This is a genomic window from Enterobacter cloacae complex sp. 309I3 (assembly GCF_050031595.1).
GTDB classification, from domain to species: Bacteria; Pseudomonadota; Gammaproteobacteria; order Enterobacterales; family Enterobacteriaceae; genus Enterobacter; species Enterobacter cloacae.
Genome location: NZ_JBLGWI010000001.1, coordinates 3178614 through 3200362 on the forward strand (window position 1 = coordinate 3178614; position 21749 = coordinate 3200362).

19 protein-coding genes are annotated in these 21749 nt (G+C 55.1%); all 19 read right to left on the reverse strand.

The annotated features are described in order from the left end of the window. Positions 1-4 precede the first annotated feature (4 nt). On the reverse strand, positions 5-1225 hold the full coding sequence (gene wcaL / locus ACQG22_RS15155) for a colanic acid biosynthesis glycosyltransferase WcaL (RefSeq protein WP_020690194.1): 1221 nt from the start codon (positions 1223-1225) through the stop codon (positions 5-7). Next, the gene (gene wcaK / locus ACQG22_RS15160) at positions 1222-2502 is read right to left on the reverse strand and encodes a colanic acid biosynthesis pyruvyl transferase WcaK (RefSeq protein ID WP_021558691.1); all 1281 of its coding nucleotides are present in this window, start codon (positions 2500-2502) and stop codon (positions 1222-1224) included. Before wcaK ends, wcaL begins: the two co-directional genes overlap by 4 nt. Positions 2503-2519: 17 nt before the next feature. Next, complete coding sequence (gene wzxC / locus ACQG22_RS15165; RefSeq protein WP_045294482.1) at positions 2520-3998, reverse strand: colanic acid undecaprenyl disphosphate flippase WzxC; 1479 nt, start codon at positions 3996-3998, stop codon at positions 2520-2522. A gap of 1 nt (position 3999) precedes the next feature. After that, positions 4000-5394, reverse strand: a complete 1395-nt coding sequence (gene wcaJ, locus ACQG22_RS15170) for an undecaprenyl-phosphate glucose phosphotransferase (protein ID WP_014832616.1) — start codon at positions 5392-5394, stop codon at positions 4000-4002. Between the two features lie 114 nt (positions 5395-5508). After that, complete coding sequence (cpsG, locus tag ACQG22_RS15175; RefSeq protein ID WP_013097871.1) at positions 5509-6879, reverse strand: colanic acid biosynthesis phosphomannomutase CpsG; 1371 nt, start codon at positions 6877-6879, stop codon at positions 5509-5511. Positions 6880-6989: 110 nt separating this feature from the next. After that, positions 6990-8426: a mannose-1-phosphate guanyltransferase gene (cpsB, locus tag ACQG22_RS15180; protein ID WP_000084309.1), complete on the reverse strand. Its 1437-nt coding sequence runs from the start codon at positions 8424-8426 to the stop codon at positions 6990-6992. Positions 8427-8429: 3 nt separating this feature from the next. Further along, positions 8430-9653, reverse strand: coding sequence for a colanic acid biosynthesis fucosyltransferase WcaI (gene wcaI / locus ACQG22_RS15185; protein WP_095908024.1), 1224 nt, complete (start codon positions 9651-9653; stop codon positions 8430-8432). Continuing rightward, positions 9650-10129, reverse strand: coding sequence for a GDP-mannose mannosyl hydrolase (locus ACQG22_RS15190; RefSeq protein ID WP_013097873.1), 480 nt, complete (start codon positions 10127-10129; stop codon positions 9650-9652). The genes wcaI and ACQG22_RS15190 overlap by 4 nt, the downstream gene beginning before the upstream one ends. Before the next feature lie 2 nt (positions 10130-10131). Further along, a complete protein-coding gene (gene fcl, locus ACQG22_RS15195) occupies positions 10132-11097 on the reverse strand; it encodes a GDP-L-fucose synthase (RefSeq protein WP_013097874.1) in 966 nt (321 codons plus the stop codon). A gap of 2 nt (positions 11098-11099) precedes the next feature. Further along, complete coding sequence (gene gmd / locus ACQG22_RS15200; RefSeq protein WP_003863514.1) at positions 11100-12221, reverse strand: GDP-mannose 4,6-dehydratase; 1122 nt, start codon at positions 12219-12221, stop codon at positions 11100-11102. A 24-nt stretch (positions 12222-12245) separates the two neighbouring features. Continuing rightward, a complete protein-coding gene (gene wcaF / locus ACQG22_RS15205; protein WP_013097875.1) occupies positions 12246-12794 on the reverse strand; it encodes a colanic acid biosynthesis acetyltransferase WcaF in 549 nt (182 codons plus the stop codon). A 15-nt stretch (positions 12795-12809) separates the two neighbouring features. Continuing rightward, positions 12810-13556 (reverse strand): colanic acid biosynthesis glycosyltransferase WcaE, encoded by a 747-nt coding sequence (gene wcaE, locus ACQG22_RS15210; RefSeq protein ID WP_013097876.1) that lies wholly within the window; start codon positions 13554-13556, stop codon positions 12810-12812. Between the two features lie 16 nt (positions 13557-13572). Beyond that, complete coding sequence (gene wcaD / locus ACQG22_RS15215) at positions 13573-14793, reverse strand: colanic acid polymerase WcaD (protein ID WP_045903315.1); 1221 nt, start codon at positions 14791-14793, stop codon at positions 13573-13575. Further along, a complete protein-coding gene (gene wcaC, locus ACQG22_RS15220) occupies positions 14768-15985 on the reverse strand; it encodes a colanic acid biosynthesis glycosyltransferase WcaC (protein ID WP_047023870.1) in 1218 nt (405 codons plus the stop codon). Before wcaC ends, wcaD begins: the two co-directional genes overlap by 26 nt. Then, positions 15982-16473 (reverse strand): colanic acid biosynthesis acetyltransferase WcaB, encoded by a 492-nt coding sequence (gene wcaB, locus ACQG22_RS15225; RefSeq protein WP_013097879.1) that lies wholly within the window; start codon positions 16471-16473, stop codon positions 15982-15984. The genes wcaC and wcaB overlap by 4 nt, the downstream gene beginning before the upstream one ends. After that, positions 16473-17315, reverse strand: a complete 843-nt coding sequence (gene wcaA, locus ACQG22_RS15230; protein ID WP_013097880.1) for a colanic acid biosynthesis glycosyltransferase WcaA — start codon at positions 17313-17315, stop codon at positions 16473-16475. The genes wcaB and wcaA overlap by 1 nt, the downstream gene beginning before the upstream one ends. A 108-nt stretch (positions 17316-17423) precedes the next feature. Next, the gene (wzc, locus tag ACQG22_RS15235; RefSeq protein ID WP_369706978.1) at positions 17424-19586 is read right to left on the reverse strand and encodes a tyrosine-protein kinase Wzc; all 2163 of its coding nucleotides are present in this window, start codon (positions 19584-19586) and stop codon (positions 17424-17426) included. Between the two features lie 2 nt (positions 19587-19588). Beyond that, positions 19589-20032, reverse strand: coding sequence for a low molecular weight protein-tyrosine-phosphatase Wzb (wzb, locus tag ACQG22_RS15240; protein ID WP_013097882.1), 444 nt, complete (start codon positions 20030-20032; stop codon positions 19589-19591). A gap of 6 nt (positions 20033-20038) precedes the next feature. Then, positions 20039-21178: a polysaccharide export protein gene (locus tag ACQG22_RS15245; protein ID WP_014170829.1), complete on the reverse strand. Its 1140-nt coding sequence runs from the start codon at positions 21176-21178 to the stop codon at positions 20039-20041. Positions 21179-21749: the final 571 nt, after the last annotated feature.

A 21749-nucleotide genomic window follows, 5' to 3' on the forward strand; every position in this document is an offset into this window, starting at 1 on the left:
GGCGTTACAACGTTTGCAGCAGGCTCGCTAACTGGCGATTGATCACCTGCTGGTTAAAATCTGCCTCGACTTTTTGTCGGGCATTGTGCAGCACGGGCTCCAGCGCCTGCTGGTCGATATCGCTAAACGCGGCCAGCCGATCGGCCAGGGCCATGGCGTTATTTTCGGGGACCAGCCAGCCGGAATGGTCTGACTTGATCAGCTCCGGGATCCCGCTGTGCAGCGTCGATACCACCGGGATCCCCACCGCCATCGCTTCCATCAGCGCCACCGGTATGCCTTCCATGTCGCCATCGGCGCCGGTAACGGACGGCAGCAGAAACACGTCGGCTTCATCGAGCATGGCCTTCACCTCGTGGCTCGGCTTAAAGCCGGGCATCTCCACGTGCGTTTCCAGCTCATACTGTTCAATAAGCGTGCGCAGACGACGCTCCCACGGGCCGATACCGAGTATGCGATAACGGAAATCCACCCCGCGCGCCTTGAGCTGGCGGCAGGCTTCAATCGCCACATGCAGCCCTTTTTTCTCGGTCAGTCGGGCAACGGAGATAATCTGCAGCGGTTTACCCGGCACCTTGACCGGACGTCGGGTAAAACGCGCCAAATCCACCCCCATCCGCGAGACGGTGATTTTCTCGCCCGGGCAGCCCATCTTTTTGAGGCGTCCGGCCCACAGGTCGCTGATGGGCAGCATCATGTCGCCGCGCTGGAACAGCTGCTGATACTCCGGCGTGTAGTGGTTCAGCACTTCACGGCTGGAGATATCAATGCCGTGGAAGATCGTGGCGATCTTCCCGTCAATCACCCCCAGCTCGCGCAGTTTGGCTGCGGTCACCCCTGCCGGGCCAAAGTGGGCGATAAAGACATCAGCGCGGTACGGCTGCGCCGTCTGCCCGCAGATGGCCGACAGGATCAGATTGCGCGACTCCGCGCCATAGCGGGAGATGTTCAGCGCTCGCCAGGTCGACGCACGATGGAGCCCGCGTAAAGTCTGGCTGGCACGGTAGCGCAGCTTGTTCACTTTTCCGGATGGCTCATCCTGCAGCCAGCGGGTTTTCGCCTCCAGCCCATACTGGGTATACGCCGCATGGGTGTTTTGCGTATCGCCCTTTTGCAGGGCGATAATTTCCACGTCATATCCCATATCGATAAACGCGGTGATTTGATTGAGTACAAAGGTTTCAGACGACAGTGGAAATTTCAGTAAGAAGAAACCAACCTTCATTTCCCCTCCCGCACGCGGTCAAGCACCGACTTCACCATCCCCATTCCCTTTTCGCGCTCGGCTTTCACCGCCACGGCCAGGCGCTCATTCACGGCGGGCAGTTGCCCAAGGGTGTCGCCCACCATTGCGCCGAGCGAGCCATCCAGCAGATGACGGATATCCACGGCCATTTCCGGCATCCCCAGCTGCTGCATAATCCCGGCAGACTTGTGCTCATAGTTGATGGCAATGGCTGGCGTGCCAAAGTTCATCGAGATGATGGCAGAGTGCAGACGGGTACCCACGGTCAGGTCACAGGCTGAGAGCAGTTTGCCCATCTCCAGATCGTTCAGTTCGTCCATCACCACATGATACCGGGACGGATCGTTCACCAGATGGCGCAGGTTAAGCGCCACCATGCGATCATCCTTGTTGTAACTATCGATACCGGTACAGGTGGAGAGCGCCAGCACCTGATAACCGCTGTCCAGCACGCGGTTAACGACCTCGGCAAAGGCCTTCTCATAGGCGGCCTGAGTGGTGCCTAAACGCTTATCAAAAGGTGCCAGCTCGCGCAGGGTAATGGCGACGGTTTTCTGTTTCGCCGCCACGTCCAGCCAGTGCTGCACCGCGTAGCTCGGCTGGAAGCTGTCGTCCTGGTGATCCACCAGCCACGCGGTATCCACGCCGTGCTCGACTTTCGAGGTGTCGATCTCGCTGCGCTTCATCATGTCGAGGCTGACTGATTCACGTAAAATCAGGGCATCGCAGTGGCCAAACACATAGTTTGCCAGCTGGTTGAACTGAGGTTCCTGGAATGGCCCGACGCTGTGACCAATCATAAACAGCGGCTTCTTCGCCATAAAGGTACAGAGGGCATGCTCAAACTGCGGCACGCCGTAGAGATCGACGAAGAACGAACCGCCCACCTGAATGATGGCGTCATAGCCGGAAAGCAGACGCACAAAATCGGTAAAGCCCTGCGCGATGGCGATGTTGCGCAGCTTGCCGGTGTCGGTTACGCGAGAAAGCAGCACCTGATGCTGGTAGCGGCGACGCAACACTTTCTTCACGCGTCCCATCACGCCCGCAGCGTTATTGTGCTGTTTCATCTGGCTGTAGAGCGGGTCGCCCATCACCGGGCGGTTCAGTAACCAGGATGAGCTGACCGGGTAACGGCTCATCACGTCCACTTCTGTCTCAGGCTTAAGGGTGTTAATTGCATCCAATAAACCGCGCAGGATGGCGCTGTCGCCACGGTTGCCGCAGGTATGGTTGCCAAGAATTAATAATTTCATAATGGCCTCTTAAATAACTAGCCTGCGCGAAGCAGCGTTTTCATTTTTTCGTTACGGCAAAACTGGCGCTTCATCTCCACCACCAGCGCATTGCGTGACAGCACAATCATCACCCCAAACGCCAGTGCGCCCGCAGCAACCTGCACTGCCAGCAGCGCGGCCAGTGGCAGATGCCCCTTCAGGAGCACGCCCAGACCGTAGCTCACCACCAGGGTCGGCAAGGAGAGATAAAACGGCAGCCACAGGCTCAGGATGTACTGACGGTAGCTGGAGCCCAGCACCGGCTTGATCATGATGAAGTAGCTCAGCACGGTGTTGATGATTTGCACCAGCAGAAAGCCCAGCGTGACGCCAATGGCGCCCGCCATGTGTCCGCCGACGATAATTGCCGGAATAAACAGGAAGGTTTTAAATACGTTGAATTTAAAGCTGATATCCACGCGCGCTTTCGCCATCAGCAGGGAGCCAATCGGGTTACCCACGGAGCGCAGCAGCCCCACCACACAGAGCAACTGCAGGATCGGGATGATGCTGTTCCACTTCTCGCCAAATACCAGCGGCACAAAGTTGCTCGACACCACCATCAGACCCAATAGTACCGGGAAGTTAATAATGCCGACCACGGAGAGCAGCTTGTAGAAGTTGACGCGCAGCTTTTCAGTGTCGTCCTGAATTTTGGCGAACGCCGGGAACAACACGCGGGTGATAATCGGGTTCAGCTTCATTGGCGGGACGACCGCAACGTTGTAGGCCAGGTTATAGCCCCCAGCGACGCTCGCCCCCAGAATGCGCGCCAGCACCAGCGTGGAAAGGTTGGTGTTGACATAGTTGATGATGCTGTCGGCCGTCAGCCAGGCGCCAAAGCGCAGGTTCGAGGAGACGGACGCCAGGGAAAAATGCAGCCCCGGGCGGTAGATCTTGCGGCCAAAGTAGCCGAACAGCAGCGTACGCACGGTAGAGTTCACCAGATACCCCAGAATGGCGGTCATGGCCAGCGGCCAGAAATGGGCGCTCACCACCGTGAAGGTAAAGCCCGCCAGAACGGCGCTGGTTTCAATCATGCCGATCTTGTTGAACTCAAGCTCTTTTTGCATCAGCGCGCGGAACTGCTGCCCGTGCGGGATCACCACAAAGGCAAACGACAGCGTGCGCATCAGCGGGGCCAGATCCGGGTTGTGCAGCACGCTGGCGATCACATCGCTCAGCAGGAACACCAGCACAAAAACAAACATCCCCAGCCCCACGTTCAGCCAGTAGAGCGTGGTCAGCTCCAGCTGGCTAATCTCTTTGCGCTGGATAATCGAGTTGGCGATACCGAAGTCAGACAGCGTGTCGGCCAGCGCGATAATCACCAGCGAGACGGTCAGCAGACCGAACTGATGATTATCGATAATGCGCGCCAGCACGGTCATCTGCACCAGCCCCAGGCCAATGATGACGATAGTCGCCATCGCTGACCACTTGGCGCCGCTGATGGTTTTTTCACGTAAGCTCATCTTAGTACGCCGCTTTGTTCACGAAACCTTTGAAGATGGTCAGAAAAACAATTTTGATATCGAACCAGAGGCTCCACTCACGGATGTACTCAAGGTCGAATTCAATGCGTTTTTCCATTTTTTCCAGCGTGTCGGTTTCACCGCGCCAGCCGTTGATTTGCGCCCAGCCGGTAATGCCTGGTTTCACTTTATGGCGCAGCATGTAGCCTTCAATCAGAGAACGGTACTGCTCGTTATGGGCAACCGCATGCGGACGTGGCCCGACAATCGACATACCGCCGGTAAAGACGTTGATAAACTGCGGCAGCTCGTCCAGCGAGGTGCGGCGCAGGAAATTCCCCACGCGGGTCACGCGCGGATCGTTCTGCGTAGCCTGCGTCACCACTTTGTCGTTCTCCATCACCTTCATGGAGCGGAATTTCCACACCATGATCGGCTTGCCGTCCATGCCGTAGCGCGTCTGACGGAAGATGACCGGGCCGGGAGAGCTCAGTTTCACCGCCAGGGCAATGCAGCACAGCACCGGAGAGATCAGCAGAAGGATCAGCGAAGAGAGCACAATGTCTTCCAGGCGTTTGAGAACACGGTTGATACCTGACAGCGGCGTGTCGTACAGCGGCACTACCGGTACACCGTTCACCTCTTCGATACGGGAATGGAGAATGTTGAAGGTAAAGACGTCCGGAATGAGGATCACGGAACAGGTGGTGTCCGCCAGGTCGCGCATCAGTTTCTTAATGCGGGACTCCTCTTTCATCTGCATGGCAATGTAGACGTTGTGAATTTTGCCCGCTTTCGCATCGTCAATAAGCTGGTCGTAGTTGCCCGCCCAGTCCGACGGCACGCCACCCGGTTTCGCGTCGTGGTAGATCCCAACCACTTCAAAACCTAACCACGGCTCTTTGCGGAAGCTATCAAGCAGCACCTGGCCCACCGGCAGATCGCCGGCAACGGCGACATAGCGGCGGTTGTAACCACGGTTACGCAACCAGCCCGCGCCAAAGCGGATCAGGGAGCGGCAAACCACCATGCCGACGCTGGTTAACAGATACCAGCAAAGATACGTCACCAGACGATTATCAAAATCATGGCTGAACGCCACCAGGCCCGCGCTGAAGATCAGGCTTAAGGTCCAGTTCTGCAGCAACAGCATCAGTTCGGTGGTCATCTTGACGCCACGCCACGAACGATAGAAATCCGTCATCCCGCCGATCATCTGAAACACGACCAGCGCAATCAGTGCCATCAGCAGGTGCATGTATAAGAACGATTGCCCGCTGATCCAACACACCGCCCACAATCCGCCGACCATGATGGTGATATCAGAAAAACGCTGCACCATAGAGATTAACGATGCATTCGTTCTCGCTCGTTCGCGCTTTTTTAGATTCGTCATCGTTGTTCCTTTAGTTCAAAACCTTACCCCTCACCCTAACCCTCTCCCCACCGGGGAGAGGGAACTTGAACACCCTCTCCCCTGTGGGGAGAGGGCTGGGGTGAGGGGCAATGATTACTGATTCAACAGCGCCAGAATGTCCTTCGTTCGGGCTTCCATCAGCGCGGTGTCGGCGCGGGATTCCACGTTCAGGCGCACCACCGGCTCGGTATTGGACGAGCGCAGGTTAAAGCGCCACTGCGGGAACGCCATGCTGATACCGTCGGTACGGTCAATTTCCAGCGCGTGAATAGCAAAGTGCTGTTCCACGCGGGCAATGGCCTCAGCCGGCTGCGCCAGTTTGCTGTTGATCTCTCCACTTGCCGGGAAGGCCGCCATACGGTCGCGCACCAGCTCGCCCAGGGTCTGACCTTTCAGGCACAGCAGTTCGGTCACCAGCAGCCACGGGATCATCCCGCTGTCGCAGTAGGCAAAATCGCGGAAGTAGTGATGGGCGCTCATCTCGCCGCCGTAGATGGCGTCTTCTTCGCGCATACGCTCTTTAATAAACGCGTGACCGGTTTTGGACATCACCGGCGTACCGCCTGCCGCTGACACCACGTCAACGGTGTTCCAGGAGAGGCGCGGGTCATGAATGATCTTCGCCCCCGGATTTTTCTCGAGGAACGCTTCCGCCAGCAGGCCGACAATGTAATAGCCCTCGATGAACTGCCCTTTTTCGTCGAACAGGAAGCAGCGGTCGAAATCGCCGTCAAAGGCGATGCCCATATCCGCACCGTGTTCAATCACCGCATTGCGGGTGTCGTCGCGGCACTCTGGCAGCAGCGGGTTCGGGATACCGTTCGGGAAGTTGCCATCCGGGGTGTTGTGTACCTTGACGAAGGTCACCGGCACGTTCAGCGCCTTAAAGCGGGCTTCCAGGGCATCCACCACCGGGCCCGCCGCGCCGTTGCCGGAGTTGATGACCAGCTTCAGCGGCTTAAGGTTTGCTACGTTGATGTAACCCAGCAGGTGGTCAATGTACTCTTTACGCAGATCGATCTGCTTGTAGCTGCCGCGTGCAGACTCGTTCACCGGCGGGAAGTCGTTGGCTTCCGCCAGACGCTGCACGTCGCGCAGGCCGGTATCACCGCTGATAGGGCGCGCACCCTTGCGCACCAGCTTCATACCGTTGTAATCCATCGGATTATGGCTGGCCGTGACTTCAATCCCGCCGTCCACGCCCAGGTGGAAGGTGGCAAAATAGATCTCTTCGGTACCGGAAAGGCCGATATCCAGCACGTCCACGCCCGCGTCCTGCAGCCCTTTCGCCAGCGCCAGCTTCAGGGATTCGCTGGTCAGACGCACGTCGCCACCCAGTACAATAGTTTTCGGTTTCAGGTATTCGCCGTACGCGCGGCCGATGCGCCACGCAATGTCTTCATTCAGCTCTTCACCCAGCTTGCCGCGAATATCGTAGGCTTTAAAACAGGTTAACTTTTCCATCATGACCCCTTTTTCAGGCAACAGTTGGCCCGCCCAATTAACAGGCAAAATATTTTTTATTCATTCGTAGGCCCGGTAAGCACAGCGCCACCGGGCATGATGCGAAGCGGTTACACCCGACCGTAGCGGTCCTGGAAACGGACAATATCGTCCTCTTCCAGATACGCGCCGGAGCGCACTTCAATTAAATCGAGAGGTATCTTCCCTGGGTTTTCCAGACAGTGTGTCGCCCCCAGCGGAATATAAATTGACTCGTTTTCACCGAGCAGTTTCACTTCACCGTCGATGGTCACTTTGGCGGTACCCGCTACCACCACCCAGTGCTCGGCACGATGGTGATGCATCTGTACCGACAGGCCTTCGCCCGGCTTCACGGTAATGCGCTTCACCTGGTAACGTTCGCCCGCATCGATGGAGTCGTATTTGCCCCACGGCCGGTACACTTCGCGGTGAATATGGTGCTCGTGGCGACCGTCGGCTTTGATCTTCTCCACCACCTTTTTAACGTCCTGCACGGCGTTACGGTCGGCAATCAGCACGGCGTCTTTGGTCTGGACGACCACCAGATCCTTCACCCCCACCGTGGTCACGAGGCCGGATTCGGCGTAGACGTAGCTGTTCTCGGTTTTGTGGCTAATCACATCACCGTGATGGACGTTACCCTCCGGGGTATGGGCGCTGATCTCCCACAGGGAGGACCAGGAGCCAACATCGCTCCAGCCTGCATCCATCGGCACCACCACCGCATCCGCCGTGCGCTCCATCACCGCATAGTCAATGGACTCTTCAGGGCAGGCGAGGAAAGCGGCTTCGTCGACGCGAATAAAGTCGAGGTCCGGATCCACCACGTTCATGGCTTTTTCGCAGGCGCTCAGGATATCCGGACGATACTTTTGCAGTTCTTCCAGATAGCGACCGGCGCGGAACAGGAACATACCGCTGTTCCAGTAGTATTCACCGCTGGCAACGTAGGCCTGCGCGGTTTCCAGATTCGGTTTCTCAACGAACTGCGCCACGTCAAACGCCACGCTGTCGCCTTCGCCCGGCGTCACGCTGCCGCGGCGGATATAGCCATAGCCGGTTTCTGGCAGATCCGGCACGATGCCGAAGGTCACCAGCTTGCCGCTTTCTGCGTAAGGAATGGCCGCCCGCACCGCGTCGCGGAACGCCTCTTCCTGCTGAATGACGTGGTCTGCCGCCAGGACCAGCATCAGCGGATCGCAATCCGGGCTGCTGCGTTTTGCCGCCAGCGCCGCCAGGGCAATGGCTGGGGCGGTATTTCGTCCGGCAGGCTCCAGAATGATATTTTCTGTGAGTTTGTTCAGCTGGCGCAGCTGCTCGGCAACAATAAAGCGGTGCTGTTCGTTACAAATCACCACCGGGCTTTCACACTCCACACCCTGCAGACGGTTAACCGTCGTTTGCAGCATGGTGAGATCCCCTTTCAGGCAGAGGAACTGTTTTGGATAGAGCACGCGGGACAGCGGCCACAACCGGCTACCAGAGCCACCTGCCATCACAACCGGATACAACGTGGTTTGACTCATGATTTATCCCCGTATATCTGCAATAAATTGGCTCAGCACGTTCTCTTTCTCGAGCGTGCGTTCGGCATATTCACGTGCCACCGTGTTCACTTTTGGCATGGCGAGTGCCTGTTCAATTCCGGTCACCAGCGCCGGAACCGATTCCGGCTCCACGCAAACGGCGATCCCCGGGTAGCTGTCACACAGCTGGCCTAATTCGGTTTCGGCTTCTGCCGTGATCACAGCGTTCCCGCCCACGGCCAGAATGTTGGTCAGCTTGGACGGCAGCACCGCATCCGCCGCGCCGCGCTTTTGCACCACCAGATGGCAGTCACCCATCTTCAGCAGCGCAGGCAGCGCCTCGTAAGACTGAAGCGGGAAGAATTTCACGTTAGTCAGGCCGCGTTCACTGGCCATCTTCTCCAGACGCGCTTTTCCGCCGCCCTGACCGACAATCACAAACATCCACGGATGTTCGCTAAGCTGTTGAGCCGCCTCGATAACGTTCTCCAGCCCCTGCTTTTCGCCGATATTGCCTGAATAAAGAATGATTTTTTGGTCATCAGGCAAACCGAGCTCTGCGCGAAGCGCCTGCGCGTCGTATTCTGTTACGTCACGGAAACGGGCCACTTCGGACCAGTTCGGGAAAAAGATCACCTTTTCCGGCGCGACGCCCTTCTCCTGCGCTTTGTTCATCATCGAGCGCGAGATGGTGGAGACATAATCCACGTTATGCAGACCGCTGCGCTCAAAAGCGCTGGCGAGTTTCGCCACTTTGCCGCCCTTGCCTTTACCTGCCATCCCCAGGCCCAGCATGGCGTCGACTTCATAATCCTGAATGTGCAGCAACGTGCGCGCACCGGAGAGCTTGCCCAGCAGCCGCATGCCCGGCGTGCAGAACAGCGTCGGCACCACGCCGATGATGCGGTCCGGCTTCCAGCGACGCTGCGCCATCAGCGGGAAGAAACTGCTCAGGGCAAAGCTGCCCAGATGAATTAAACGTTTCAGCGTCGAGGGCTGTTTCGGCACGTACAGCGGGCAACGCCAGACGGTCGCAGCGCCCTCTTCGCGGCGATAGCGCCAGCTGGAGTAGCGCTCGCCCACTTTCCATTCCGGGTAGTACGGCGGCGCGGTAATGACCCGCACGTCATGTCCCTGGCTCGCCATCCACTCGACCATCTCGCCGGTGTATTTCCCGATACCGGTCAATTCCGGCGAGTAGTTGATTCCATATACGAGGATCTTCATAGTCCCGGCACCTCAGACTGACGATCGGCCAGGAAATAGGCACGACTGTTGTCATGCACATTGTCGCTGGCCAGCAGCGCCTCTGGCGTCTGCCAGCGGTAGTCGTCGTGCTGAGAATCAGGCAGACGCAGGTCTGCCTCACTCACCTTCAGGCGGAACCCCAGCACGATGTAGTGCGTGGTGAAGCCGGTACCTGAAAAGTTATCGTCATAGAAGTGCTGCCAGACCCCGTAAAACTGGCCTGCTGCCATCGGCAGTTGCAGGCCCAGTTCCGCCAGAGTGAGACGCTCAAACGCGTTGGCCAGCGTCTCATCCTTCTGCACGCGCCCGCCGGGCACGAACCAGAAGCCCTGAGCAGGACGATTGGTTCGTTTCCCCAGCAAGAACTCGCCGCGTTCGTTCTCCACGATCAAATCAATTGAGATGAGCGGAGTGGAGCGCACTACCGTGGCAAAATCTTCCTGACTTAAAAACATTGTTACCCCCGGAAGCGGTGCTGGTTTTCCAGGAACCACTGGTAGGTACTTGCCAGCCCTTGTTCCAGCGACACCTCGTGATACCAGCCCAGCTGATGCAGACGGGTGACGTCCAGCAGTTTGCGCGGCGTGCCGTCCGGTTTGGTGGCGTCAAACACCACGCGGCCCTTGTAGCCCACCACCTGGGCGATGGTCTGCGCCAGCTCGCGAATGGTGCAATCCACGCCAGTGCCAACGTTGATGTGCGACAGCATCGGCTCGGTGTTCTCCTGCCACACCTCTCGATCCAGCTCCATCACGTGAATGCTGGCCGCGGCCATGTCATCCACGTGCAGGAATTCGCGCATCGGCGTGCCGCTGCCCCACACCACCACATCCGGTGCGTTCTCGGCGGTCGCCTCGTGGAAACGACGCAGCAGCGCCGGGATCACGTGCGAGTTGCTCGGGTGGAAGTTATCGTGCGGCCCGTACAGGTTGGTCGGCATCACCGAGCGATAGTCACGGTTGTACTGACGGTTGTAGGACTCGCACAGCTTGATCCCGGCAATTTTGGCAATGGCGTACGGCTCGTTGGTTGCTTCCAGCGTCCCCTGCAACAGTTCGCTCTCGGCGATCGGCTGTTTCGCCATTTTCGGGTAGATACAGGATGAGCCGAGGAACAACAGCTTGTTCACGTTGTGCAGATGTGCCGCGTGAATGATGTTGCTCTCAATCATCATGTTCTCGTAGATGAAATCTGCCGGGTAAGTGTTGTTAGCGACAATGCCGCCCACTTTTGCCGCCGCCAGATACACCTGATCGATACGTTCATTGGCAAAGAAGTCCTGTACCGCACGGCTATCGAGCAGATTCAGCTCGTCGCGGGTACGGACAACCACTTCCACGTCACCGCGCTGCTCCAGCTGGCGAACAATCGCGGAACCCACCATTCCGCGATGACCGGCGACAAAAATACGTTGTTTTGTCATTCTCAGGACTCCAGCGCGATGGCAACCTCGTAGCCATGAGATTTGAGCAGGGAGTGTTTTTTCGCTGCTTCAAGATCTTTGGCTACCATCTCAGAGACCATCTCCTGCAGAGTGGTTTCTGGTTTCCAGCCCAGTTTCTCGTGCGCTTTGGTTGGGTCGCCCAGCAGGGTTTCCACTTCCGCAGGACGGAAGTAACGCGGGTCAACCTGCACAATCACATCACCTGGTTTCACGCCCGGTGCGTCATGGCCGGTCACAGAGACAACGATCCCCTTCTCTTCCACGCCAGTGCCTTCGAAGCGCAGTTTGATACCCAGCTGTGCGGCAGCCATTTCCACGAATTGACGGACGGAGTACTGCACGCCGGTCGCAATCACGAAGTCTTCTGGCTGCTCCTGCTGCAGCATCATCCACTGCATCTTCACGTAGTCTTTGGCATGGCCCCAGTCACGCAGGGAGTCCATGTTGCCGAGGTGCAGGCAGGATTCCAGACCCTGAGCGATGTTGGCGATAGCGCGGGTAATTTTACGGGTCACGAAGGTTTCGCCACGACGTGGGGATTCGTGGTTAAACAGAATGCCGTTACAGGCGTACATGCCGTAAGATTCACGGTAGTTTACGGTGATCCAGTAGGCATACAGTTTGGCTACCGCGTAAGGAGAACGTGGGTAGAACGGGGTGGTCTCTTTCTGCGGGATTTCCTGCACCAGACCGTACAGTTCAGAGGTGGATGCCTGGTAGAAACGGGTTTTCTTCTCAAGGCCGAGGAAACGAATCGCTTCCAGCAGACGCAGCGTACCCATGGCGTCAACGTCAGCGGTGTATTCCGGGGATTCGAAAGAAACCGCTACGTGGCTCATCGCGCCCAGGTTGTAAACTTCATCCGGCTGTACTTCCTGCAGGATGCGGGTCAGGTTGGAGGTATCGGTCAGGTCGCCGTAGTGCAGATGGAATTTCGGGTTCGCCGCATGCGGATCCTGGTAAATATGATCCACACGTTCCGTGTTGAAAGAAGAAGCACGACGCTTAATACCGTGAACTTCATAACCTTTTTCCAGCAGTAACTCTGCCAGGTAAGAACCATCCTGCCCGGTAACGCCGGTGATGAGAGCGACTTTAGACATGTTTATATTCCTCTACTTATGAATTTAATCAGTTTCAACGCGTTCGCGTATCACCACTGCGGGGTTGCCACGGCAAATTTTATTTGCCGGTAGCGATTTAAAAACGCTGCTGCGGGCACCGACTACCGTGCCATCGCCAACAGAAACACCAGGTGCAACAAATACATCTGTTGCCAGCCAGCATTTTTCGCCAATCACAATTGGCGAAGCGGTAATATCAAAATGCTGACTCATAAAATCGTGGCTGCCGGTACACAAATAACACTTCTGTGACACCACTGCGTTTGCACCAATCGTGATATCGCCAAGGGTATATAACACGGCGTCATCCCCTACCCAGGCGTAATCGCCAAGCGTTAATTTCCAGGGGTAAGTAATTTTTACCGATGGACGAATAACTACGTTTTTTCCGATTTTTGCGCCAAACAGACGCAATAAAAAGGCACGCCAGCGATACAGTATTTGCGGTGACCAGGCAAATAAGGTGGCCTGAACGGCCCACCATAACTGCACTTTAATTCCGTTCCCGCCCCGAAAACCTTTCGGCACGGTGAACCCGTTAAGATCCTGCATTACATTTCCTTATATTCAGGCTTTGTTATATAAGGTTTTCGTTTTACCCGTGGTGCGCAGGCGGAATAAATAAGACAATTCCGCCCAGAATGCAGGCACGCGTAATATCTTACGCTGTACGTTTTTTGCATCCTGGCACAATTCCAGATTATTCGAGGTGGATACACCGCCCATTGAAAATTCAGACACCAGCCCTTTAATTCGACGGAACGGGTAGCCTGATTTATACAGACTGGCGGCCAGGGCATAATCTGATGACACTTTATACTGCAGATCGTAAGGCTGTTTTTTCAGACCTTTTACCGGGAAGAAAATGGCCTGATGGCTTGCCGGTAAACTGTGATAGATATACCAGCCGGGTTTCGCGCTGCGGCAAATTTTATGCCCGTCGCCAAAATCGAGCAGCGCATCGCCAATATACATCGCGTCATCTTTCTGGCGCGCCAGCTGACGGGCAAACTGGGCCACATCGTCATGGAACACATCGCCCGAGTTAAGGAAGATGGCATAACGGCCTTGCGCCATGTTAATGCCTTTGTTCATCGCATCGTAGATGCCTTTATCTTTCTCACTTACGAAGCGTAAGTTGAACTCACCGTTGAGTTTTTCCAGAAACTCCGCCGTGCCATCGTTCGAGCCGCCATCGACCACGATCCACTCAAAGCTGAGACTCGGATCGCGCGCCAGGTTGCGCAGCGAGCGCCAGGTTTTTACCACCCCTTCGTAATTACGAAAGGCAACAGTAATGACGCTAAGAAACATAAATCACCTCATTTCGTCATACGTTCGTAATATTAAGCGCTTTGCGCAGAATAAACGGACAGACAATCAAGAAAGCATATTCCGGGCTAAATATTGACCCCGTAAAAAACAGCGACACTGGCGTAAACAGATAAAGCTGCACGCGAAAGTTCTGGTTATCCCCAAACGCGTTAATCATCATTTTGAAAACTTTAAACAGATACCAGAGCGTCAACAGTACGGCGAACCACGAAAAATAAATAATTAACAGATACAGGCCATTGTCTATGGTTTTACCGACATCCGCACCGTTAAAGATTCCGAATGATGCAACATATTCGTAAAGTGAGCCGAATCTTACTACGCCGTCGATATGGGTTAAGGAATAACCCACCATCACCAGCGGCCCGATAATGCGATAATAGGACGATGAACCTTCCGTTCCCAAATCTCCCAGACGCTCTGAGATATACGGGAATGCAAATACCACGCCTACTAAAAATACCGTCAGGGAGATGATCGCCAGCGGCAGTTTTTTCTTAATCGCATCTTTGTTCAGGTACTGGAATGCCCACTCCAGGAGGTAAAACAGGATAAATGTCATGACCCCTGAGAACGAACCAGACAGAACGATTCCTGCAAGAATCATAGCATCGGTCTTAGGGGTTTTGATACCAAACTGTTTGATGCTGAGCCAAATTGAGATTAACGCCAGAGCGAAAAACGCCGGTTCAAAATAGAGGGCTGTCGTACGCTTACCGCCAAACTTAATGAAGTTCAGTACATAGCTGTTACTGTAAATGAGATATTTCGAAATCATCTCCATCAGGCTGCTACCACCGGTGAGAATAATTTGTGCCATTTCCAGTGCAGCAAGCATAACAATTAACGCAACGGCAATATAAAAGAGCCTGAGGATTTTCCGATAATTGTGCGGAGAAATAGTTTTAAAACGAATACTCCAGACCATGCCAATAATAATGACAATATAAACAAACAGCATGGTAGAGGTGACGTACTTGCTGGGATCCAGCGACTGGCCAAAGATGTAGTTAAACAGCGTCAGGCCAAAGCCCATCCCTAAGGCAATCATCAGCTTCTTGAGGTTGATTTTATCGACGTACAACAGAAGCAGAGCGGGCAAGAAAGTCACAATGGTTATCGGGAAGCTTTCGCCAAGCTGGGCAATTTTGACGTTGACCAGCAGATAGATCAGCGGCAGCAGCAGATAACTACAGACTCTGATAGAACGAGACATATTCCTCCAGCATCTGTTGTCCACTGTAGGCCTTGCGGCTGCGGTTGCGGAACGATTCCAGGTCAGTGCCAAAAACGGCCTGCGCAATCTGCGGCTTCGGCAGTTGCACCAGCGGCAGCACCTCCTGTTCCGCGAACGTTTTCCCGCCCGATTTTTCCAGCACTTCACGCGCCGCATCGCTGTGGGTGGCGATCACCGGCACGCCAATCGAGAGCGCTTCGCAGAGGATCAGCGGGTAGTTATCGACGCGCGAGCTGAACACCAGCGCATCCATCCCGTTGAGGGCGCTCATCAGCTTGCGCTTATCCGTTTCAAACCCGTGATTCACCACGTTAGCGCCGTCGAACGGCGAGAATTTGCCGAAGGTATGCAGTTCGATTTTGTCACCCAGCGCCATCATGTCGCGTACCAGCTGCTGGTTGGTTTTGCCGTCGTAACGCAGGTCATGCGCGACGATTGCGATTTTCGGTTTGCCTGCGGTTTCCGCAACCGGGGTCAACTCGGCCAGAATCGCTTCCGTCGCCACGTCGATCCCGTTGTTGATGATCTGACACCGCCCTGCCCCATACAGACTGTTGAAGGCATCGGCCACATGCTGGCTTGGGGAGATAAACGTGCAGCCGAGCGACAGCATATCGCGGAACAGCTGACGTTTTCCGTCCACCAACTGGTGAGCGCGATCCACTTTCACCGGCGGGTAATTGGTTAATGTCGGGCACTTCTGGCAGGCGTTTTTCCAGCCTTCACAGCCGTCGGTGAACGCGCAGCGCCCGGTCACGCTCCAGTGGTCGTGCAGCGTCCAGATGAAGCGGGTATCCGGCTTGTGAGCCTGTACCTTCTGGCAAAACGTCACCACCTCTTGCAGATTCAGCCAGTAGCTGTGCAGCACGTGAAAATGGAGCACAACCGGGCCGGAGGTTCGCGTGACCGTACGATAGAGGTTGTTCAGGTTGCCAAACAGATCGCGGTTAAACAGACGAAACAGCGCAATGTTGGCGACAGACGTCAGACGTGGCGTCTGCTTGTGCACCTGCGGATAGATATCATGGCTGACGCTTTTCTTACCGCCTTTGCCATAGCCGTAGATAAAACGAGACTGAAGCCCTTTTTGCAGCGCACGCTGGTGCAGATCCAGCGCCACGCCAGCCGCCCCGCCCTCGGCGAGACGGACGTTAAATTGCAGAATGTTCATTTGATCACCTTCACGCGGGCTTTTTCGCCCACTACCAGCGCGTTATCCGGAATGCTGTCCAGCACCACGCTGCCTGCACCAATCGTGACGTTGTTACCAATGGTAATGTCGCCAATGATCACCACGTTCGCCCCCAGCTCGACGTTGTTGCCGATGACCGGGCAGGCCAGGCTCTCCGGCCCCCGGTTGCCGATGGTGACCGCATGACGAATAGTGAAATCATCCCCGGCGACCACGAACTTATTGATAACCACCGCATAACCGTGGTGAATGGTAAAGCGGCGGCCGATGGTGGCCGCAGCCTGAATTTCATAGCCAAAAATGCATTCGGTGATAATCCGGTACAGCACCAGAACCGGTGCCGCCCAGAGGTTGTTCAGAACATTTTTCTTACGCCACACCGAGCAGAAATGCGCGATGCGGTACGCCAGAACCATGCAGCACGGGCGCAGGCTCCAGCTGTTAGCGCGGCAATCTTCCAGAAACATTATTTCCCCCGCAGTCCATCAGCCAGTCGCTTGCCGTTGCGCACGGAAAACAGCGTCAGCAAGGTACGCCAGGTCATCCGCTTATTACGGATCTGATAGAGGGTAAAGAGCTGGTACTTCCGGCTGGCACGGTCAAACTTATCCTTGTGCTTGCGGTAGAAATGGAAGTAACCCGAGAATTTTTTTGGTGAGGAGGTGATTTGCATCTCCCCGTGGTTGATGTGCAGGATCTGCGTGGCCTCTTCCACCTTCCACGGCTCGCCATACTCCACCACCATTCGCAGGAAGATGTCGTAATCCTGCGCGGCCTTCAGTTCGGTATCGAACAGGCACTCTTTAAAGCGCCACGCCCAGGTGAACACCTGATTGCCGATGATGTTGCGCTTGTAGAACAGGCGGCGAGAGTATGGTGATTTCGGATACAGCGGCAGGCTGGCTGGCTGCGAGTAAACCTCGCCCTGACAGACATAGTCGTTGGCATACAGGAAAGCGTGGGTGACCAGTTGTTCCTTGTGCGACAGGAAAATGGACAGACGGTTTGGTGTCCACTCGTCATCGTCGTCGATGCCGGTCAGATACTGCCCTTTGGCCTGCATAATTGCCTGATTACGCACCGCACACGCCCCGGAGTTGATCGCGTTATGGGTATAGCTGACGCGCGGGTCATTGAGGTCAGTGACAAACTTTTGCAGCTGCTCATACGAAGAGGAACAGTCATCAACAATGATCAGCTCCCAGTTATCGTAATCCTGGCGCAGCACCGATTTGATTGCACGGATCGCCAGCTGCTGACGATTCCATGTCGGCATATAAATAGAAACTAAAGGGCGTTGTGTGGTCATAGTCTTCCCCTGATCCCTCACCCCGCCTCTCTCCCAAAGGGAGAGGGAGAATAGCTGCACCGGGCAGTTCCCTCTCCCCTCGGGAGAGGGTTAGGGTGAGGGGGATTGTTATTTGCTGTCAGACTTATATTCGTACTCGTAATACCCGTAATCCTGGTACCCGGTCGCACGGCGGAAGATGGAGTTCAGGATCACCCCTTTCACCTCAATGCCATTCTGCTCGAAGCGGCTCAGGCTGGTTTCCACTTCCTTCAGGGTGTTCACCGCATAGCGCGCCACCATCAGCGTGGTTCCCGCCAGGCGACCGACCACGGCCGCATCGGTCACGGCCAGAATTGGTGGTGTATCGATCAGCACCAGGTCATAGTTTTTGCTCGCCCACTCCACCAGCTCGGCAAAGCGGTCGCTCATCAACAGTTCGGATGGGTTTGGCGGCACCTGACCACGTGGAATGAGGTCAAATTTCGGGATGCTGGTCGGTTTTGCGCTCTGGCTAATCTCACCCTTGCCAAGCAGGATTTCCGACAGACCGTTGACGTTATTGGTCCCGAGCAGCTCGTGGGTATAGCCCTTACGCATATCGCAGTCGATCAGCAGCACCCGTTTATTGGTCTGGCTGACCACCGCCGCCAGGTTGGCACAGACAAAGGTCTTACCTATCGACGGGCTGACACCGGTTAACATCAGTACGTTGTTTTTGGCCTGCATCATGGCGAAGTGGAGACTGGTACGCAGGCTGCGCACCGCTTCAATTGCCAGGTCCGTCGGGTTACCCACTGCCAGCAGCTGGCTCTGCTTGTAACGCTTGACGCCTTTGACGCTTTTGACCCGGTCATGCGACTTCTGCCATTCGGAGAGCGGGATACTGGCGTAAACGTTGATACCATTCTCTTCCAGCACCTGCGGGCTTTCGATACCGCGGTTGAACAGCGAACGCAGCAGCACACCAACAATGGAGAGCATCAGGCCGAGGATAATGCTGCCGAGGATAATCAGCGCTTTCTTCGGCTTCAGTACGCCAGGCTGGGTAATGGCCGGGTCAACAATACGCACGTCGCCGACGGTACTGGCTTCGGTAATCTTCAGCTCCTGCTGTTTGTTCAGCAGCTGCATATAGACCTGCTGGCCGGATTCCACGTCGCGGGTCAGACGCACAATTTCCTGCTGCGTTTTTGGCATCGCGGTGACGCGGTCATTAAGCTTCGCTTTCTCCTCTTCGAGGGTGCGACGTTTTTCCAGCAGCGTGCGATAGGCCGGGTGACGTTTGGTGTAGAGCTTAGAAATTTCCGCCTCTTTGAAGGTCAACTCGTTGAGCTGCGCATCAATGTTGACCATCGAATCGAGCACCGATTTCGCTTCCAGCGGCAGATCGACGGAGTCTTTATCCTGACGAAACGCGTTCAGTTTGTTCTCTGCGTCATCCAGACGTGCGCGTACTTCCGGGAGCTGTTTGGCGAGGAAGGCCAGGCTTTTCGCCGCTTCAGCCGACTTGCGTTCGACGTTCTGCTCAAGGTAGTTGCGGGTAATGCTGTTGAGAATTTCGCGGATTTGATCCTTATCTTCACCGGTAAAGGTCATGCTCAGGACACCCGTGTCCTTGCCATTTTCGGTGACCGTCAGGTTGTTTTGCAGATTGTTGATCATCCCCAGGGTGGAGAATTTGGTGACGGTAAACTCGCTGCCTTCCTGCGCCTGAATAGCGCTCACCTTCATGCTGACGCCATCTTTTGTCAGCATCTGCCCCACTTCACCGCGCGCGCTTAAGCCCGCGTCGCTGGTCAGCTGATACTGCTTCGGCCCTAGTACGGTCAGGGTAAAGGTTTGATCCGCGCTCCCTTTCGGTAGCACAAAGTCGGTAACTTTAACCGTGTCGTTGCTGTGCCCGGTCAGGCGATCCCAGCCGGCACCAAATATCGGGAAGGTATTTTTGGTGACGGAGATATCAAGCCCCAGATCGTGAACCGTTTTGCCCAGCACCAGACGCGACTGGATCAGCTGAATTTCGGCCTCGGAGGCAGGCGGTTTGTTCGCCAGGGCAGAGCCAATATCCTGCACCAGCGAGTTGCCGGTGTTCTGCTCAATCTGCACCAGCGCATCGGCGCTGTAGATGGGTGTCGCAAACAGCGTATAGACGATCGCCGCGGCGGCAAACACGGCGGTGATCCCAAGTATCCACCACTTCGCCTCTATGACGGTGCCGACCAGGCGACCAATATCGATTTCATCACTGCCCGAAATCGGGGCGGCAGAAGGTTTTGTTTTTTCTGTCATTGTTATCCCTGCTGAGCTTTCAGTGCCTGCGCCCACTGACGGGCAGACTGGTCAAGTAAGGTATACACCGCCTCAAAGGCCTCACGGCTTTTGCGATAGGGATCGGGGATTTCGCGTTCGTTTTCCCAGTGACCAAACAGCATCACTTTGCCGCGCATCTCCGGTGCGATTTCGCATAGCGAGTGAATATGGCGTTTTTCCATCGTCAGGATCAGGTCATACTCCCGGCACATGCGGCCGGTGACCTGGCGGGCGCAGTGCCCGTCAAGAGAAAGGTTGTGATCGCGGGCCACGCTCGCGGCGCTTTCATCGGCACCTTTACCGACCAGCGCGCCCAGCCCTGCAGATTCGACGGTGAGCTCGGGCTGGTAGTGTTTCAGCAACCGCTCAGCCGTTGGGGAACGGCAAATGTTCCCCACGCATACCACCAGAATTTTATTAAACATCGCGGATTACCAGGTATGAATGTCGCGCGCCGTATCCGTCATGTAGCGAACGCCACTGATGGTTGGCAGCAACTGGTTGATCAGACGGTTCCAGCGGGCAACCGGTGCGGTGGTGACATACACCACGTCATAAGGCTGGAGGCGGAACTCCGTTGCCATTACCAGAGAAGTCGCATCGGACATATCCAGCTGGTAAATATTGGCAATCTTGCCTTTCGCACTGCCCTCGCCTTTCAGCGGACGGATCACGAAGATACCGGTGGCATTAGAGGTGGTGAGATCGATACCCTCTGCATTACCCAGGGCTTCGGTAAGGGTCATGCCGCTGAAGTCCATTTTGAGGGTGCTCTGTTTCTTCACTTCACCCATCACGAAGACTTTCAGATCGTCATTACGCGGTACATACAGAATGTCGCCCGGATAGAGCAGACGGTTCTGCGTCAGGTCGCCGTTTTGCATCAGCGCCTGCAGAGAAATGCGTTGTTCTTTGCCGTTGTGGGTCAGAACGACGTTGCGCCAGTCGGCACCGTCGGTTAAGCCGCCCGCGGCGTTAATGGCGTCCAGCACGGTCAGCGGCACGTTGGTGATGGCCTGCTGGCCAGATTTGTTCACCTGTCCGGAGATATAGGCTTTTTGCGAACGGAATGCGGCGATATTAACGTCCACCTGCGGATCGGCGATGTACTGCGCTAAGCGGCCGGTAATATCACTACGGATTTCGGCAAGGGTTTTCCCGGCAACGTGTACTTTGCCGATATAGGGATAGAACATGGTGCCATCAGACTGCACCCAGTTACCGGTGTCGCTTGAGCTGCGGTATTGGCCCGCTGGCGTGGTCAATTCCGGATGGTCCCACACGGTAACGTTAATGACGTCACCCGGACCTACGCGGTACTGATAGGAGGCAATTTCCTGGTCCAGAGACATATTCGGCTGCGCAACATTTGGACGTGGACGTAATTGTTCGACCAGACGTGGTGTCAGTGGATAAACATTCACCATTTTGTCGAGATCAAAATCAGCATCCTGTTGTTTGATCACATCCTTACCCATTGTTGACATATTGCTGCCGGGAAAGACTGTACAACCACTCATCAAGGTCACAGACACCAATAATGGCATCAATTTCATTTTGGATTTCATCATTGATTATTTATCACTTTGGCAGAGTAATTATCCTGTGCAATTAAATAAGCCGGGTCGATTTGGCTTTCAGCATGCAGTTGTTCAAATAGAAATATAACTGGCATCAGTCCTAAAAAAAGCTTATTCATCCATTGGCTATTGACAGAATAATCGAGGCTGATTCACACGCTTTCAGGCACGCTACCGCCCTTGGCTTTCAGTTACCAATCCACTGACTAAACAATGCGTTATGGATAGACACCCTCTTTGATAAGGCCTTCTGGAAATATATCAGCCGCTTGCGATACACGGCAGATAATGAATAACCATCACTGAAGGCCGGAACAATAATAGCAACAAGGAGATTTAACATTTGATGCTGGGAGAATTGTTGCAGCTAACCTAATAGCAGGCAAGGAGACAACTGTCCTAATAACGGTTTTTAAGATTAATATTAAGAGCAAAGTTTTGACGTTTTAGGATTTTCTTTATATTGACAAAATTAAAATAAAAACCATTTATTGCGATATATCCTAAAATGCGTTCGCCGTAATTAAATCTACGTATTTAGCTTATTTACAGATTCCGCATT

What these genes read in the sequence shown, in the direction of transcription:
- wcaL (WP_020690194.1), bottom strand. Translation starts at nt 1,225, where the DNA reads ATGAAGGTTGGTTTCTTCTTACTGAAATTTCCACTGTCGTCTGAAACC.
- wcaK (WP_021558691.1), bottom strand. Translation starts at nt 2,502, where the DNA reads ATGAAATTATTAATTCTTGGCAACCATACCTGCGGCAACCGTGGCGAC.
- wzxC (WP_045294482.1), bottom strand. Translation starts at nt 3,998, where the DNA reads ATGAGCTTACGTGAAAAAACCATCAGCGGCGCCAAGTGGTCAGCGATG.
- wcaJ (WP_014832616.1), bottom strand. Translation starts at nt 5,394, where the DNA reads ATGACGAATCTAAAAAAGCGCGAACGAGCGAGAACGAATGCATCGTTA.
- cpsG (WP_013097871.1), bottom strand. Translation starts at nt 6,879, where the DNA reads ATGGAAAAGTTAACCTGTTTTAAAGCCTACGATATTCGCGGCAAGCTG.
- cpsB (WP_000084309.1), bottom strand. Translation starts at nt 8,426, where the DNA reads ATGAGTCAAACCACGTTGTATCCGGTTGTGATGGCAGGTGGCTCTGGT.
- wcaI (WP_095908024.1), bottom strand. Translation starts at nt 9,653, where the DNA reads ATGAAGATCCTCGTATATGGAATCAACTACTCGCCGGAATTGACCGGT.
- ACQG22_RS15190 (WP_013097873.1), bottom strand. Translation starts at nt 10,129, where the DNA reads ATGTTTTTAAGTCAGGAAGATTTTGCCACGGTAGTGCGCTCCACTCCG.
- fcl (WP_013097874.1), bottom strand. Translation starts at nt 11,097, where the DNA reads ATGACAAAACAACGTATTTTTGTCGCCGGTCATCGCGGAATGGTGGGT.
- gmd (WP_003863514.1), bottom strand. Translation starts at nt 12,221, where the DNA reads ATGTCTAAAGTCGCTCTCATCACCGGCGTTACCGGGCAGGATGGTTCT.
- wcaF (WP_013097875.1), bottom strand. Translation starts at nt 12,794, where the DNA reads ATGCAGGATCTTAACGGGTTCACCGTGCCGAAAGGTTTTCGGGGCGGG.
- wcaE (WP_013097876.1), bottom strand. Translation starts at nt 13,556, where the DNA reads ATGTTTCTTAGCGTCATTACTGTTGCCTTTCGTAATTACGAAGGGGTG.
- wcaD (WP_045903315.1), bottom strand. Translation starts at nt 14,793, where the DNA reads ATGTCTCGTTCTATCAGAGTCTGTAGTTATCTGCTGCTGCCGCTGATC.
- wcaC (WP_047023870.1), bottom strand. Translation starts at nt 15,985, where the DNA reads ATGAACATTCTGCAATTTAACGTCCGTCTCGCCGAGGGCGGGGCGGCT.
- wcaB (WP_013097879.1), bottom strand. Translation starts at nt 16,473, where the DNA reads ATGTTTCTGGAAGATTGCCGCGCTAACAGCTGGAGCCTGCGCCCGTGC.
- wcaA (WP_013097880.1), bottom strand. Translation starts at nt 17,315, where the DNA reads ATGACCACACAACGCCCTTTAGTTTCTATTTATATGCCGACATGGAAT.
- wzc (WP_369706978.1), bottom strand. Translation starts at nt 19,586, where the DNA reads ATGACAGAAAAAACAAAACCTTCTGCCGCCCCGATTTCGGGCAGTGAT.
- wzb (WP_013097882.1), bottom strand. Translation starts at nt 20,032, where the DNA reads ATGTTTAATAAAATTCTGGTGGTATGCGTGGGGAACATTTGCCGTTCC.
- ACQG22_RS15245 (WP_014170829.1), bottom strand. Translation starts at nt 21,178, where the DNA reads ATGATGAAATCCAAAATGAAATTGATGCCATTATTGGTGTCTGTGACC.